This window comes from Azospirillum endophyticum, from assembly GCF_016595245.1.
Lineage (GTDB): Bacteria > Pseudomonadota > Alphaproteobacteria > Azospirillales > Azospirillaceae > Azospirillum > Azospirillum endophyticum.
In genome coordinates, this window is the sequence record NZ_JAENHM010000028.1 from 38,368 (window position 1) to 52,645 (window position 14,278).

Annotated in this window: 16 protein-coding genes; 8 read left to right on the forward strand and 8 right to left on the reverse strand. The window is 69.0% G+C overall.

The annotated features are described in order from the left end of the window. Window positions 1-135: 135 nt before the first annotated feature. Both JHL17_RS08985 and JHL17_RS08990 read left to right on the forward strand, forming a co-directional pair. A complete protein-coding gene (locus tag JHL17_RS08985) occupies window positions 136-1,545 on the forward strand; it encodes an O-antigen polymerase (RefSeq protein ID WP_200192238.1) in 1,410 nt (469 codons plus the stop codon). Further along, window positions 1,542-2,507 (forward strand): glycosyltransferase family 2 protein, encoded by a 966-nt coding sequence (locus JHL17_RS08990; protein ID WP_200192240.1) that lies wholly within the window; start codon window positions 1,542-1,544, stop codon window positions 2,505-2,507. Before JHL17_RS08985 ends, JHL17_RS08990 begins: the two co-directional genes overlap by 4 nt. Here JHL17_RS08990 and JHL17_RS08995 read toward each other — a convergent pair. Beyond that, the gene (locus tag JHL17_RS08995) at window positions 2,446-3,024 is read right to left on the reverse strand and encodes an MAPEG family protein (RefSeq protein ID WP_200192242.1); all 579 of its coding nucleotides are present in this window, start codon (window positions 3,022-3,024) and stop codon (window positions 2,446-2,448) included. The two genes, JHL17_RS08990 and JHL17_RS08995, sit on opposite strands and share 62 nt — an antisense overlap. Before the next feature lie 312 nt (window positions 3,025-3,336). Here JHL17_RS08995 and JHL17_RS37600 point away from each other — a divergent pair, with 312 nt between their 5' ends. Next, the gene (locus tag JHL17_RS37600; RefSeq protein WP_256379242.1) at window positions 3,337-3,465 is read left to right on the forward strand and encodes a hypothetical protein; all 129 of its coding nucleotides are present in this window, start codon (window positions 3,337-3,339) and stop codon (window positions 3,463-3,465) included. Between the two features lie 36 nt (window positions 3,466-3,501). On the opposite strand, the gene JHL17_RS09000 is transcribed toward JHL17_RS37600, so the two are convergent. From JHL17_RS09000 to JHL17_RS09020, 5 genes are all read right to left on the reverse strand, one after another. Then, entirely contained in the window at window positions 3,502-4,617 is a 1,116-nt protein-coding gene (locus JHL17_RS09000) for an alpha/beta hydrolase family protein (RefSeq protein ID WP_200192244.1), read from the reverse strand. A gap of 66 nt (window positions 4,618-4,683) precedes the next feature. After that, window positions 4,684-5,085, reverse strand: coding sequence for an envelope stress response membrane protein PspC (pspC, locus tag JHL17_RS09005; protein ID WP_200192246.1), 402 nt, complete (start codon window positions 5,083-5,085; stop codon window positions 4,684-4,686). A gap of 93 nt (window positions 5,086-5,178) precedes the next feature. Beyond that, complete coding sequence (gene pspB, locus JHL17_RS09010) at window positions 5,179-5,406, reverse strand: envelope stress response membrane protein PspB (protein ID WP_200192248.1); 228 nt, start codon at window positions 5,404-5,406, stop codon at window positions 5,179-5,181. A gap of 92 nt (window positions 5,407-5,498) precedes the next feature. After that, on the reverse strand, window positions 5,499-6,170 hold the full coding sequence (gene pspA, locus JHL17_RS09015) for a phage shock protein PspA (RefSeq protein WP_200192250.1): 672 nt from the start codon (window positions 6,168-6,170) through the stop codon (window positions 5,499-5,501). A 17-nt stretch (window positions 6,171-6,187) separates the two neighbouring features. Next, entirely contained in the window at window positions 6,188-6,352 is a 165-nt protein-coding gene (locus JHL17_RS09020) for a hypothetical protein (protein WP_167393311.1), read from the reverse strand. Window positions 6,353-6,529: 177 nt separating this feature from the next. Between JHL17_RS09020 and pspF the strand changes: the two genes are divergently transcribed. Both pspF and aceB read left to right on the forward strand, forming a co-directional pair. After that, window positions 6,530-7,561 (forward strand): phage shock protein operon transcriptional activator, encoded by a 1,032-nt coding sequence (gene pspF / locus JHL17_RS09025; protein WP_200192253.1) that lies wholly within the window; start codon window positions 6,530-6,532, stop codon window positions 7,559-7,561. Window positions 7,562-7,650: 89 nt separating this feature from the next. Next, complete coding sequence (gene aceB / locus JHL17_RS09030; RefSeq protein ID WP_200192255.1) at window positions 7,651-9,270, forward strand: malate synthase A; 1,620 nt, start codon at window positions 7,651-7,653, stop codon at window positions 9,268-9,270. Between the two features lie 20 nt (window positions 9,271-9,290). On the opposite strand, the gene JHL17_RS09035 is transcribed toward aceB, so the two are convergent. Further along, entirely contained in the window at window positions 9,291-10,043 is a 753-nt protein-coding gene (locus JHL17_RS09035) for a class I SAM-dependent methyltransferase (protein WP_200192257.1), read from the reverse strand. A 193-nt stretch (window positions 10,044-10,236) separates the two neighbouring features. On the opposite strand from JHL17_RS09035, the gene JHL17_RS09040 reads away from it, so the two are divergent. Continuing rightward, entirely contained in the window at window positions 10,237-11,193 is a 957-nt protein-coding gene (locus JHL17_RS09040) for an acetyl-CoA carboxylase carboxyltransferase subunit alpha (RefSeq protein WP_200192259.1), read from the forward strand. Window positions 11,194-11,247: 54 nt separating this feature from the next. Here the strand turns inward: JHL17_RS09040 and JHL17_RS09045 are convergent, their stop codons facing one another. Further along, window positions 11,248-12,723 (reverse strand): Y-family DNA polymerase, encoded by a 1,476-nt coding sequence (locus tag JHL17_RS09045; RefSeq protein ID WP_247893417.1) that lies wholly within the window; start codon window positions 12,721-12,723, stop codon window positions 11,248-11,250. A 357-nt stretch (window positions 12,724-13,080) separates the two neighbouring features. Here JHL17_RS09045 and JHL17_RS09050 point away from each other — a divergent pair, with 357 nt between their 5' ends. Next, a complete protein-coding gene (locus tag JHL17_RS09050; protein WP_200192261.1) occupies window positions 13,081-13,623 on the forward strand; it encodes a hypothetical protein in 543 nt (180 codons plus the stop codon). 93 nt (window positions 13,624-13,716) lie between these two features. Further along, window positions 13,717-14,211, forward strand: coding sequence for a HupE/UreJ family protein (locus JHL17_RS09055; RefSeq protein ID WP_200192263.1), 495 nt, complete (start codon window positions 13,717-13,719; stop codon window positions 14,209-14,211). Window positions 14,212-14,278: the final 67 nt, after the last annotated feature.

Here is a 14,278-nt window from a genome sequence, read left to right on the forward strand (position 1 = left end):
CCTCTGCACCCCTGCCGACCCGGGACGGGACGTATAGGCTGGCTTTTCATCCTAGCCTGACCGGCCGGTCGTACCCGCTTGCCCGCGGAGCGTTCTTACGGTCTGGCGGAGCCTACAACCGGGGATGGTTTGCCGATGATCGAAATGGCGCTGATCGCGCAGGTCCTGGTGCTGGTGCTGGTGACCGCGGTGTACCTCAGCTCCGGCAGCGCGTCGATGTTCCATCCGCTGACGCTGTACCTGATCTTCCACACCCTGGTCTTCGTCATGCGGCCGATCCTGGTCCACACCCAGCATTTCGACGATGTCTGGCTGTTCATGGGCTTCTGGCCGGATGAAAAGCAGTTCGTCATGACGCTGGTGGTCAGTTCGGTGGGGCTGATCGCGTTTTCCGCCGCCTGCATCTGGGCCGGGCTGGTCCGGCCCGACTGGACCCCGAACGGCGAGCCGGCGCCCGTCTTCACCTTCGACCGCGTCGACGTGGTGGCCTTCCTGACCACCGCGGTGCTGCTGGGTCCGCTCGCCATCTATTCGGCGGTCCAGCGCCAGGGCGGCGCCAGCTTCGACGGCACCGGCGACGTGCAGATGGAACGCGACCCGCTGACCGGCCAACCGATCTACACCAACACCACCGGCTATATCGCGGAGGCCCATTCGATGGGCCTGCCGCTGACGCTGGGGCTGATCTGGGTCTGCCGCTTCCACCCTCTGTCCTTCATCCCCTTCGCCGGTTTCGTCGCCTACCGCGCCTATCTGGGCTGGGGACGCTGGGCGATCATCATGGGCATCCTCGGACTGGTGCTGCTGATGCTGTACCGCAGCCGCACCAAGTGGTTCCGGATGTGGCATGTGCTGGCCGCCATCCCGGTGATGGGGCTGTTCACCGTGCTGGGCAACAACCGCGACGCCTTCCGCGACGTGCTGGCCGGCGATGCCCCGGCCTCCGTCCTGCTGAAGTTCAACGGCGGCAGCGGCAGCGGCCGGGCGCTCGACGCGCTGGCCGGTCAGGATCTCGCCAACTTCGACTTCCTCGCCTACATCCTGTGGGTGGTGCCGAAACAGTCGGCGACCTACACCTGGTTCACCCAGTATCTGCAGCTGTTCACCGAACCGATCCCGCGCCTGCTGTGGCCGGGCAAGCCGGTCGGCGCCCCGGTGAAATGGGTGGATCTGAACGACTACGGCGTCTTCTACAATTTGACCACCTCGCTGCCGGGCGACGGCTGGATGAGCGCCGGCTGGATCGGCATGATCGTCACCATGGTGGTGGTCGGGCTGATCCTCGGCCGCATGCACCGCTGGTTCTGGACCAGCGGGTTCCGCAACCGCTACGCCGTTCTGTTCTACTGCGCCTTCCTGCCGCTGTGCCTGCAGTGGTTCCGCGACGGCAACATCACCATCGTGAAGTTCGGCTTCTTCTCGCTGCTGCCGATCCTGCTGTGGATCGGGCTGACCCGCGCGCTCCGCGCCTGGGGGATCCTGGACGACGACCCGTTGCAGCCGGTGGTGGCGCCGCCCAATTTCGCCGGAAGGAAGCCGTCATGACGCTGACCGTCAGCGCCGTCATCGCCACCTACAACCGCGGGCCGGAACTGCGCATCGCGCTGACCCGGCTGATGAACCAAACCACCCCGCCGATGGAGATCATCGTCATCGACGACGGCTCCAGCGACGGCACCGGCGCCATGATGCGGGCGGAGTTCCCGACCGTCCGCTACGTCCGCCAGCCGCACAATGGCGGGCTGATCCTGGCCCGCAACTTCGGCTTCGTGAACACTACCGGCGACTGCATCCTGTCGGTCGACGACGACAGCTGGTTCGAGGAGCCGGACGGGCTGGCGCGCTGCGTCGCCCATCTGGAGCGGAACCCGGAGGTCGCCGCCGTCGCCTGCAACATCGAGACGCGCGACGGGCTGGTCTATTTCCCCAAGGGTGCCGCCCCCTTCGATGTCCCCTGGTATGTCGGCTGCGGCCATCTGCTGCGGCGCAGCGCCGTCGAGCAGGTCGGCCTCTACATGCCGGAACTCTACCGCCAGGGCGAGGAGAAGGACCGCTGCCTGCGGCTGGTCGGCGCCGGTTACCGCGTCGTGGCATTGCCCGACGTCATGGTCTACCACGACAAGAGCGAGAAGGGCCGCAAGCCAGGGATGGAGCGCTTCTACAACCACCGCAACGACCTGATCCGCGAGGTGGCGCGCTGCCCGTCCCCGCTGATGGCGTGGCGGCTGGCACGATCCTGGGCCGGCAACAGCTGGAAGAACCTGCGCCACGGCCCGCGCCTGACCGACCTGAAGGTGCTGCTGGCCCTGCCGCAGATCCTCCGCATCGGGCTGAGGCACCGGGCGCCGGTGAGCGTGGAGGCCTATAACCGCTGGCTACATCTGGCGAAGACCGCGGCACCGGCCAGTGCGCCGCCCGCGGAGACGATGGCGGCGGAGACGATCGTCAGCCGGGCTGCATCCCGCCCAGTTGCAGCAGAACGGCCCAGCCCAGCACGATCAGATTGACGGTCAGCGTCATCGCCATGCCCGGCGCCCGCGCGAAGGGATGCACCAGATATCCCGCCCAGAACAGCAGCCGCCCGAGCACGAACAGCCCCGTCGCCACCACCGCGGCGGCCAGCGAGGGCTGCGGCAGGGTGGCGACCAGGGCGGCCAGCGCCGGGACAAAGATGGCGGACTGTTCCACGCTGTTGGCCAGAACCCGCTGGGCGACGCGCTGGCTCCGCGATTCGGGGTCTTCGATCGGATTGAAGGCCTGGGTGCGGCCGCGCATCGCCATCACGCCGCAGACCATGCCGAACATCACCAGCGCCGGCCAGACCGCCAACCGCGCCCACAGCGCCATCCGTGCGCCGGGCGCATTGACGCCCATCGGCGGCGCCACCAGCGACAGCAGCAGGACGAACAGCAGCACCGTCAGGACCGCCGACGCCCCGTTCAGCAGAAGGGCGCGGAGAACGAGCGACCGGCGCCTGCGGGGGGCCTGGGGGCGAAATCCGGTCTCGGGACTGGCGTCGGACATTCGGGCGGGGCTCCGTCAAAGGCCGGGATTCGACAAAGGGCTTGTCCCTTCCCATCTGGAAAGAACCGACCCCTGTTCCTTAGACCAATAACGGCCCGGCTCGTGATTTGGATCAAGGCCCGGGGGACGCGGCGGGTGTCCCATACCGGTGTGCCGGACGGCATGCCGTCACAGTGTGTTCTAGGGTTTGCCCTGAAGCGATAGGACTTGCCCTGAGGGGGGAGATATTGTCAGTCTCTCTTTTCGCTACCATGTTCTAACCATCTGCTTCACCATGTGGGTGAACGCGGGGATCTCGATGGTGGAGGGCCTATGATGGATCTCGTTCTGCTCGGTGGTGCGGTGGCGACGGCTGCGGCGTTGGCCGGCCTGATCGCCACGATGCCCACCCCCAAACCGATTCCGATCCGCGTCCGCGACCGGCGCCGCCAGCGTCGCTGATCCGCTCGACCGCTTCTCATCGCAGTGACCGCCGGCTCACCGCGGCGGCATCGCTGACTTGAGGAAGCCGACGACAAGGTCCGACACCTGACGATGGATGGCCCCTCGGTCGCGGCCATCTCGATCATGGCCGGTGCGATCGCGGCAGATCATCCCGTCCCCCGGCTGTTCGGCCTCCAGCAGCGGGATGGCGTCGGCCTTGCAGACGCTCAGGAAGCTGAAATGGCTGGCGTCGGGGATCTCGACATAGCGCGTCCGCTTGCTGGGCAGCAGGGCGGCCAGATGGCGTGATTCCAGATCGACCGGCATCTTCGGATTGCCGGGTCCGGCGCCGACGACCAAAAACGCCTTGTCGCTCCCGACAGGACCGTCCGGACCGAGGCTGGCTGGATCGAAGCCCTGCGCCAGACCGAGATCGAGCGTGACGACGGCTGCGACCCGCTCGTCCGTCAGCGTCCGTGGCGCCCAATTCTGCGTTGTCGGGCCCTGCGCCGCCGAACCATCACCATCCAGTCCGCCGATTCCCGTTCCGCAAGCCGCCATCAATGGATGGGTGTTGCAGGCGGCCTCGAGACGCCAGGGCTCGAATCGTCCGCCCGCCAGGGCGATGGCGGTCCATCCGCCGAGCGAATGGCCGATCACCGCCGCGCGTCCGGCGATGACCAGCCTGGACCAACGGGGCTCCTCGTTCAGCCAGTCGATGACCCGGCTGACATCCCCGGGCCGTTTCCACAGCATGGCGGCGCCCGGCGGAGCCATGTCCCGGCTGGTCGAGCCGGGATGGTTGGGAGCGGCGACGACATAGCCTTGGGCAGCCAGATCGGCGGCCAGCCATTGCTGGTTGGTCCAGTTGCCGCCATAGCCGTGCGAGAGCACCACTAGCCCGTGCCTGCCCGCCTGCGGCGGAGCGCCGATCCGGACCGCCGTTCCGACGAAGGCGCGATTGTCGCCGACCAGCGTGGTCTCCCCCACCGCCTCCGCCGGATACCAGACCGCGACCTCCAGCGCCCGGTACCGGTCCGTCGCGGGCAGCGACAGCCTTTGAAAGCCGATGGCCAATTCGGCATCGGCAGGTTCGGCACCGGCGGGCATCGCCTGCCATACCACCGACACCGCCAGCACGCGGAGCAGGGACAGGAAGAAGCGCTTCATAGCGATGCTCCGCGGCACGGGGCCCAGGCGATGCGACAGGCGATTCGAACGGACCGGCCGGACGGATCAGCGGTCCAGGTCGCGGATCGCGCGGTTCAGCTCGAACTCCTTCGAGGCGACATGGGCCTCCATCCCGACGATCCGCTTCTCCATGTCGCGGAAGCGCTGGGTCAGGCCGGCGAGCGTCCGGTCGGGCTTGGTCGATACCGTCCGCCAGAACGCCTCTTCCTCGGCATCGCGATAGAGCTGCGGCGGACGCACCGGCAGCACCATCAGCGCGATGACGTAGGCGATCACCAGCGGCACCGAAAAGAAGAACAGGGCGAACAGCATCGCCAGCCGGACGATGGCGGGCTGCACGCCGAAGTAATCGGCGACGCCCGTGCACACCCCACCCAGCACCCCGCGCTGCGGATCACGGTAGAGCCGATGCGGATTCGGCGAGTCGTAAGGGGACGCGCGGTCCATGACTCCTCCCAAGAATTGAATGACTTGCGTCACCTCCGCCTGCACGGAGATGACGTCGCCGGGGGACGCGGGACCCGGCCCCCCTACCTGTCGTCACAGTTTGTTGCGCCAGTTCGGCGCCTCGGTGTCGAGCACGCGCTCCAGCGCATGGACACGGGCTTCCAGCCGGTTGGAGATCTCCCACAGCTCGGCCAGAAGCCGTTCGTCCTGCGCGGTGAGCCCGCGCTCCGAGCGCCATTTGGTGATGTAGTGGAAGACGATCCAGACCGGCGCCACCACCACCATGAACAGCACCGCGAGGACGAAACCCAGGAACCCCATGGTCGTCGGGCCTTCTTATTGTCGTAAGGGGAGGGGGCGGGGCGTCACCGCCCCACCCCCGGCATCAGGCCGGTCGCCAAGCCGATCGCCGGTCAGCCGTTGCGGCGGGCGGCGATACGGGCCTTCAGCGCGGCCAAATCCTCCTCGACCTTGTGGGTCGCCTCGAGTTCGGCGATCTCCTCGGTCAGGCTCTTGGCGCGGCCGACGTCATAGGCCTCGACGCGGCCCTCCATCTCGTCCAGGTTGCGTTCGACCTGCTCGAAGCGCGACAGGGCCTCGTTGATCCGCTCGTCATGCAGGGCGCCGCGCACCTTCACGCGGTTGGCGGCGGTCTGGGTACGGGCGACCAGCGCCTTCTCGCGGGTCTTGGCGTCGGTCAGCTTAGCCTGCAGGCGGGAGATGTCCTCGTTGGCCTTGGACAGCGCGGCTTCGACCTGAACCAGCTGTTCGGTCAGCGTGTCGGCCTGTTCGGCGACCCTCGACTTGGCCATCAGCGCGCCCTTGGCCAGATCCTCGCGGTCGCGGGTCAGCGCCACCTCGGCCTTGCGGTCCCACTCGTCGCGCTCGCGGTGGAGGTCGGCGACGCGGCGTTCGATCTCCTTCTTCTCCGCGATGATCTTGACGGTGGAGGAGCGCACCTCGACCAGCGTGTCCTCCATCTCCTGGACGATCAGGCGGATCAGCTTCTCCGGCTCCTCGGCACGGTCGAGCAGGGAATTCAGGTTCGACTGCACGATGTCGGTCAGGCGCGAAAAGATGCTCATGGTCTATGTCCCGTCTATCAACCGAGGATGGCGCCGGCGACGATGCCGGCGAAGAAGAACAGCCAGCTTTCCGCCGGCCGGGTGGCGAGATAGTTGCGCACGCGGCGCGCCAGCGGGCGGCCTTGCGCGGTGTTGAAGCGGTCACCACCATAACGGCGGCGGAAATCGCTGAAGTCGCTCATGGATGACCTCCTTGCCATGACGCCGGTATCGCAACCGCCGTGCCAAACCGGCCGGATGGCTTCAAACCATTGCGGCGCCTGGACTCGGTCAGTCCGTCGCAAAAGGCGACCCGGGTTGCCGCATCGCCTTTTGGGCGATATCATCGCTAAATCGGCGAATAGATGGCAAAATACGCGATGACGGTTACGCCCCCCTCCTTGCTCGGCGAATCGCCGGCCTTCCTGGCGGCACTGGCGCATGTGTCGCGGGTGGCGCCGCTGGAGCGGCCGGTGCTGGTCATCGGCGAGCGCGGGACCGGCAAGGAACTGATCGCCGCCCGCCTGCATTACCTGTCGCAACGCTGGGACCGCCCCTTCGTCAAGGTGAACTGCGCGGCTCTCCCTGAGTCGCTGCTGGATTCGGAGCTGTTCGGCCACGAGGCGGGGGCCTTCACCGGCGCCACCCGCCGGCAGATCGGCCGGATCGAGCAGGCCGACGGCGGCACCCTGTTCCTGGACGAGATCGCCACCGCCTCCCCCGCCGTTCAGGAGAAGCTGCTGCGCGCCGTCGAATATGGCGAGATCGAGCGGGTCGGCGGCCGCACCGCGACCGTCGACGTGCGGGTGGTCGGCGCCACCAACGCCGACCTGCCGGCGCTGGCCGCCACCGGGCGCTTCCGCGCCGACCTGCTGGATCGGCTGGCCTTCGACGTGGTGACCCTGCCGCCGCTGCGCGCCCGCCCCGACGACATCCCGCCGCTGGCCGAGCATTTCGCGCTCGGCATGGTGCGCGAGCTGCAGCGCCCGCTGTTCCCCGGCTTCACCCCCGCCGCCCTCGACCGGCTGCGCGGCCATGACTGGCCGGGCAACGTGCGCGAACTGCGCAACGCGGTGGAGCGCTCGGTCGCCGCCGCCGACCCCGACGAGCCGCTCGACCACATCATCCTCGACCCCTTCGAGTCGCCCTGGCGCCCGGCCGCCGCCCCGCAGGCGCGTTCCGAAGCCGCGCGGTCCCCGCCACCCGTCACGGAACCGTCGGCGTCCCCCACCTTCGACGGTGGCATCGTCGATCAGGTCCGCGCCTTCGAAGCGGCCAGGCTGCGCGAGGCGCTGGAGCGGAACCGCTTCAACCAGCGCCAGACCGCCGAGGCGCTGGGGCTCGGCTACCATCAGCTGCGCGGCATGCTGAAGAAGCATGGGCTGATCCCGCCCTCTCCTCTGCGACCATAGGCCGTCCCCGGGCTGCGCGTGTCCCGTGGTATATCGGGTCCTCAACCGCCGCAGAGCGGTTCATGCGATACGGGAAGGGAAGCAGCACGATGGCCACCAGCATGTCCGGCCCAATCATGTCCGGTCTCGAGATCCGCGGTCCGATCGAGCCCGGTTTCGAGGAGATCCTGACGCCGGAGGCGATGGCCTTCCTGGCCGAGCTGGAGGGACGCTTCGGCCCGGAACGGCTGCGGCTGCTGGACGTGCGGACCAAGCGGCAGGCACTGCTCGACCGGGGGCACAGGCCCGATTTCCTGCCGGAAACCCGCGCCATCCGGGAAGCCGACTGGACCGTCAGCCCGCTGCCGGTCGACCTGCTCGACCGCCGGGTGGAGATCACCGGGCCGGTCGACCGCAAGATGGTCATCAACGCGCTGAACAGCGGCGCCAAAATCTTCATGGCCGATTACGAGGATGCGACCTGCCCGACCTGGACCAATCTGGTCGAGGGGCAGATCAACATCCGCGACGCCGTCCGCCGGACCATCGCTCACGAGGATCCGGCCAGCGGGAAGAAATATCGCCTGAACGACAAGATCGCGGTGCTGAAAATCCGGCCCCGCGGCTGGCATCTGCATGAGAACCATGTGCTGATGGATGGCGAACCGATGTCGGGCGCGCTGTTCGACTTCGGCCTCCATGTCTTCCACAACGCACAAGAGTTGCTGGCGCGCGGCAGCGGTCCTTACTTCTACCTGCCCAAGCTGGAAAGCCATTTCGAAGCGCGGCTGTGGCGCGAGGTCTTCCTGGTGGCCGAGGAGTACCTGCATCTGCCGCACGGCTCGATCAAGGCGACGGTGCTGATCGAGACCATCCTCGCCGCCTTCGAGATGGACGAGATCCTCTATGAGCTGCGCGAGCATTCGGCCGGCCTGAACTGCGGGCGCTGGGACTATATCTTCAGCTTCATCAAGAAGTTCCGCAAGGACCCCGCCGCCGTCATGCCCGACCGGGCGGAGGTGACGATGGCCACCCCCTTCCTGTCGGCCTACAGCCAGCTCGCGGTAAGGACCTGCCACCGCCGCGGTGCGCCGGCCATCGGCGGCATGGCCGCCTTCATCCCGGTCAAGGGCGATCCGGAAGCCAACGAGGTCGCCTTCTCCCGCGTGCGCGCCGATAAGGAGCGCGAGGCCTCCAACGGCCATGACGGCACCTGGGTCGCCCATCCCGGGCTGGTGCCGGTGGCGCGCGAAGTCTTCGACGCCTACATGCCGACGCCGAACCAGATCGCCCGCAAGCGCAGCGACGTGACCGTCACCGCCGCCGACCTGCTGGCGGTCCCCGCCGGGCCGAAGACCGAGGCGGGCTTGCGCAACAACGTGGCGGTCGGCATCGGCTACATCGAGGCATGGCTGCGCGGCCAGGGCTGCGTCCCGCTGTTCAACCTGATGGAGGATGCCGCCACCGCGGAGATCAGCCGCACCCAACTCTGGCAATGGGTCCACACCGCCACGGCTTTGGACGACGGGCGGGTCGTCACCCTCGACCTCGTCGACCGCGTCATCGCCGAGGAGCTGGCGGCCTGGAAGAGCCGGGTCGGCGCCGCCGCCTATGCCAAGGGCCGCTACGCCGACGCCGCGGCCCTGTTCCGCGATCTGGTCGCCAGCGAGGACTTCACCGACTTCCTGACCCTGCCGGCCTACGAGCGCGTGGTGGCGGAGGGGGCGTAAGGGGCGCTCCCTGCCCCCTTTTATCCCACCCGCCCCAGCCGGACGGTTAGCGGCCAGCGGATCCGCCGCTCCGTCTCATGATCACCCCACAGCGACGCGACCTCCTCGGCGAACTCCTCCAGCGGGTTGCGCGCCAGCGCCCTGGTCGCCGCCTTCACCCCCGACCAGGTGCTCATGTAGCCGAGCAGCCGCGGCAGCGACCAAACCGCCTCCATCGCCAGCGGCGGTGCCGGCAACTCCGGAAAGGGAAACTCCAGGTCGCGGTAGCCGTTCACCACCTTCCAGCGGTCCGCCGGCCAATAGGGTCCCAGCGTGCCGTTGTGGAAGCGCTCCACCGCCGCGTCGAGCATCGGGTCGTCCAGTTGCTGCAACCCGTAGCAGACCAGCGCCACCGCCGCCCTCGGCTTCGCCACCCGACGCACCTCGGCATAGAAGCGCTCCAGGTCGAACCAGTGCGCCGCCTGCGCCGCGACGATCAGGTCGCAGCAGCCGTCGGCAAGGCCGCCGGCCTCCGCCGGGGCGACGGCATAGCGAACACGGCCATGCGCTTGGGCCTGGGCGATCTGCTCCGCACTGGCGTCGGTGGCATGGACCGCATCGAAGCATCCCGCCAGCGCCACGGAGAACTGGCCGTTGCCGCAACCGACGTCCCAGGCCAGCCGGCGGGCCGGCGCCGCATCGGCCAGTACCACCGCCAATTCATCCGGATAGGTCGGGCGGAAGGCGCGGTAATCGCCGGCCTGGGCGGAGAAGTGATCCTTGAAGAGCGACATGGGGTGAAACCGCCTTGCACAACCAGGGCAACGATTAGGCTTGGAATTTCCCGGTCGATAAGGATAAACCCTGTGGGTTCGTCGCGGAAGCCTCCCCAGGCTGTCCCGCATCTTTCCGCTGTGGCGCAGGCGCGCCGGGCGTGCTACCAAGCGCGCGCTTTTTTGTGCGCCTCGCCAACCACCCGTGTCCGGCATGCAGACCTTCCTGGAATTCGAAAAGCCGATCGCCGAGCTTGAAGGCAAGATCGAGGAGTTGCGGCACCTGACCAACGCCGGCGACATCAACATCGCCGACGAAGTCGCCAAGCTGCAGGCCAAGGTCGACAAGCTCCTGCGGCAGACCTACGCCAAGCTCACGCCCGCGCAGAAGGTTCAGGTGGCCCGCCACCCCAATCGGCCGCACTGCCTGGACTATGTGCAAGGCCTGATCGAGGACTTCACCCCGCTGGCCGGCGACCGCCATTTCGCCGAGGACCGCGCGGTCATCGGCGGGCTGGGCCGCTTCCGCGGCCGGTCGGTGGTGGTGATCGGCCAGGAAAAGGGCAACGACACCGAAACCCGCGTCCGCCACAATTTCGGCATGGCGAAGCCGGAAGGCTACCGCAAGGCCCAGCGCCTGATGGATCTGGCCGACCGCTTCAAGCTGCCGGTCGTCTCGCTGGTCGACACCGCCGGCGCCTTCCCCGGCGTCCAGGCGGAGGAGCGCGGCCAGGCCGAGGCCATCGCCAAGAGCATCGAGCGCTGCCTGCGGCTGAACGTGCCGATGGTCGCCTCGGTCATCGGCGAAGGCGGGTCGGGCGGCGCCATCGCCATCGCCACCGCCGACCGCGTCCTGATGCTGGAACACGCCATCTATTCGGTGATCTCGCCGGAAGGCTGCGCCTCGATCCTGTGGCGCAGTTCCGACATGGCGGGCGAGGCGGCCATCGCGCTGCGCCTGATCAGCCAGGACCTGAAGGAACTGGGCGTCATCGACCATGTGGTGAGCGAGCCGATCGGCGGCGCCCATCGCGACCCGGCCGAGACGATCAGGAAGCTGGGCGACTGCATCGAGCAGTCGCTGGGCGAAATGGACGGCCTGGACGGCGTCACGCTGCGCGCCAAGCGCCGCGAGAAGTTCCTGGAGATGGGGCAGAAGGGGCTGGGCTGAAGGGGCTGGGCTGAGTTCCCTCCCCGTACCCTACCCTCCCGAGCCTGACGCACTTCACGCCAGAAACCCGTGCAGGAACCAGCGCGGGTTCTCTCCCGGCCGGTACAGCCCGGCGCGGAACAGCCAGAACCTCCGGCCGTCGCCGTCCTCCACGCGATAGTAATCGCGCATGGCCAGCCCCAGGGATCCTTCCGGACGCCACCATTCGCACTCGATCCGCTCCGGCCCCTCGGCCCGGCTGACGCGGTGGCGCACGCCGCGCCAGACGAACTGCAGCGGCGGATCGTCGGGCAGCGGAGCGATGGCCTCCACCGGTTCGGGCGGGGTCAGCAGGCGCAGGGGGCGCCGTTGCCCGGACGGCCAGGGTTTCGGCGGCGGCAGCCCCTCCAACGGCGGATGCGGCGCCACGCAGCGTTCCGGCAGCCAACTTTCCCGCGGCACCAGCCGCAGCACCGCCCGTTCCCCCAGCCGCAGTGCCAGCCGGTCGACCAGTTCCGCCAGTCCGCCATCGATCCCTTGGCCACCAATCCCTTGGCTATCGCCCCCTTCCCCGTCGATCCCGGTCTGGATGGCGGATAGCGGACCCGTCTCCGTCGCCGACAGCACCAGCGTTTCCAGTCCCGGCCCCGGCTCGATCCGCTCCAGCAGCGGGGCGAACAGCCGGGCCAGCGCCGCCGGATCGCGAGTCGGGCGGCTGGTGCCGAGCGCCAGAGCCTGCGGTTCGTCCTCCACCCGCTGGTCGGTGCGGTGGGCGTCCAGCCGCAGCCGGCGCGCTCCCTGTCCCGCGGCCTCCAGCCCCTTGCACAGCCGGCCCAGCAGATGGCGCAACGCTCCGGCGATCGATTCGGGCGTGGCGATCGGCTCGGCGAAGGTCAGCCGTTCCCGGTGCGCGGCCACCGGCCGGCGGGGGGAGATCGGCTCGTCCAGCCGGCCGAAAGCCTGATCGTACCGTTGCAGCAACTTGCCCCCGAACCGCGCGGCGAGCCCCGCCCGCGGCATCGCGTGCAGGTCGCCGATCCGGCGGAGGCCGAGCGCATGCAGCCCCTCCACCGTTTCCGCCGGCAGCCGCAATGCTGCGAGCGGCAGGCCATCCAGCCGCTCCTCCCGCCGCTCCTCCGGGCTGCCGAACCGCACCAGCCCCCAGGCGGCGGCCGGGGTGTCGGCGATGGCGGCGCGGGCGGTGAAGCCGGCGGCGCGCAGCCGGCCGGTCAGGTCGGCAGCCAGCGCCGCTTCGCCCCCAAACAGATGGGCACATCCGGTGATGTCGATCACCACCCCGTCCGGCTCGTCCGCCGCAGTCCAGGGGCTGTAGCGGCGCGCCCAGTCGGCAATGCGGCCGAGCAGGACCGAATCGGCTTCCGGCGTCGCCTCCGCCACCTCCAGCGCCGGCTCCAGCGCACGGGCGTCGCTGAGCGTATGGCCGGGGGCGATGCCCAGAGCCGCCGCCGCCCGGTTGACCGCGACGACCATCCGCCGCTGGCGCTCCGTCCACAGCAGGGCGAAGGGCCGAGCCCGCGACTCGGACGGCATTCCCCGTTCCCGCGCGTCGGTCGGCAGCCGCGGCAGCCACAGGGCGAGGATGCGGCGACGGCTACTCTCTCGACCACCTCGACCACGACAAGATCCCCTCTCCCCCCCGGGGAGAGGGTTAGGGTGAGGGGGACGCGCCGCGGGACCTTTGGAAGGATCATGCGGTGCATCCCCCTCACCCCGACCCTCTCCCCAGGGGGGAGAGGGGGATTGCTTCGGGTATGAGGAGAGGTACGTCATAGGAAACCGGATGATTAAGAACAAACAAAGAACATTCTAGCGCTGGCTTGGCCTTGAGGGGAGTCCCTCCTTTGGGGTCACCTTGCCGAACAGTTCCGCAATGCCGACATTCCGTCCATGACCCCACATCACGCGCCCCTCGCCCACCGTCTGGCCCCCCTGGCTTTCCTGCTGACAGCAGCGGCCTGTGCGCCGTCTGACCTGCGCGACGACATGCCCGGCCGCGCCCAGGCCTTCCCGCCGACCTACAATCAGACCGTGATTCCCGGCGGCGGAGAACGGCGGACCTGGAGCCAGATCCAGGCGGAGCAGTCGCGCGCCGACTCCAGCCCCGGCACGGCGGCACGATCCCGGCAGGCCAAGGAGGCGCAGCAGCGCGACCAGGACGATACCGACCGGCCCCCGCCCAAGCGTCGTCGCGGCAGCTCGTCGCCGCCGCCGGATCCGGCGGCCCTTCCCCAGCCGCCGCGTCCGATCCCGGTCCCACCCCCGCCTTCGTCCCAGAGCGCCACCGACGCCTTCAAGCGCGACCTGATCCGGCCGGAGGTCGACCGCATGCGCACCGATGACGCGATGGGCCGGCTCGACCCGCTGGGACAGCGCGACCTGATGAAGCGGGAGAACGACCTGCGCCAATGGGGTGACCCGCTGGCGCGGTAGCAACGGCTCCACCTCCGCCTTGGCAGCTTGACCCCGCCCCTCCTCAGCCGCCATACCGGCTTCAGGATGGGAACGGACGGGGGATGCGGTCGCATGACGACGCTGACGGGGGCCTTCGGCAACGGGCTGACCACGCCGGTGGGGGTGCTGCAGCATCTGCTGGGCATCCTCGGCATCGGCCTGTGGGCCGGGCAAGCCGGTGGGAGGGCGGTCTGGCAGGTGCCTGCCGCCGCCGTGACCGCCGCGCTGGCGGCGGGCTTCGCCGCGCAGATGGGGCTGCGGCTGCCCTATGCCGGGCCGGGTCTGGCCGCCTCGCTGGTGGTGGTGGGGGCGCTGGTGGCCTTTGGGGTGCGGGCACCGGCGGCGCTGGCGGTGCTGGTCGCCGCCGTCGCCGCGGTGTTCCACGGCCATGCCCACCAGGGACCGCCGCTCTACTGGGCCGGCTTCGCCGCCGGGCTGATGCTGGTCGCCTGCGGCGGGCTGGGGCTGTCGATCGCGGTGACTGAGGCCGAGTCGGACCGGGCGGTCCGGCTGTGTGGCGGTGCGGTGGCAGTCGCCGGCGTTCTCGACCTCGTCGGCGTGATTTGACCGGTTGCGCCTTGAAATGACGGGGTTGCGCGGAAATCTTTGAAGACACGCCCTTCCCGCCCCGCCC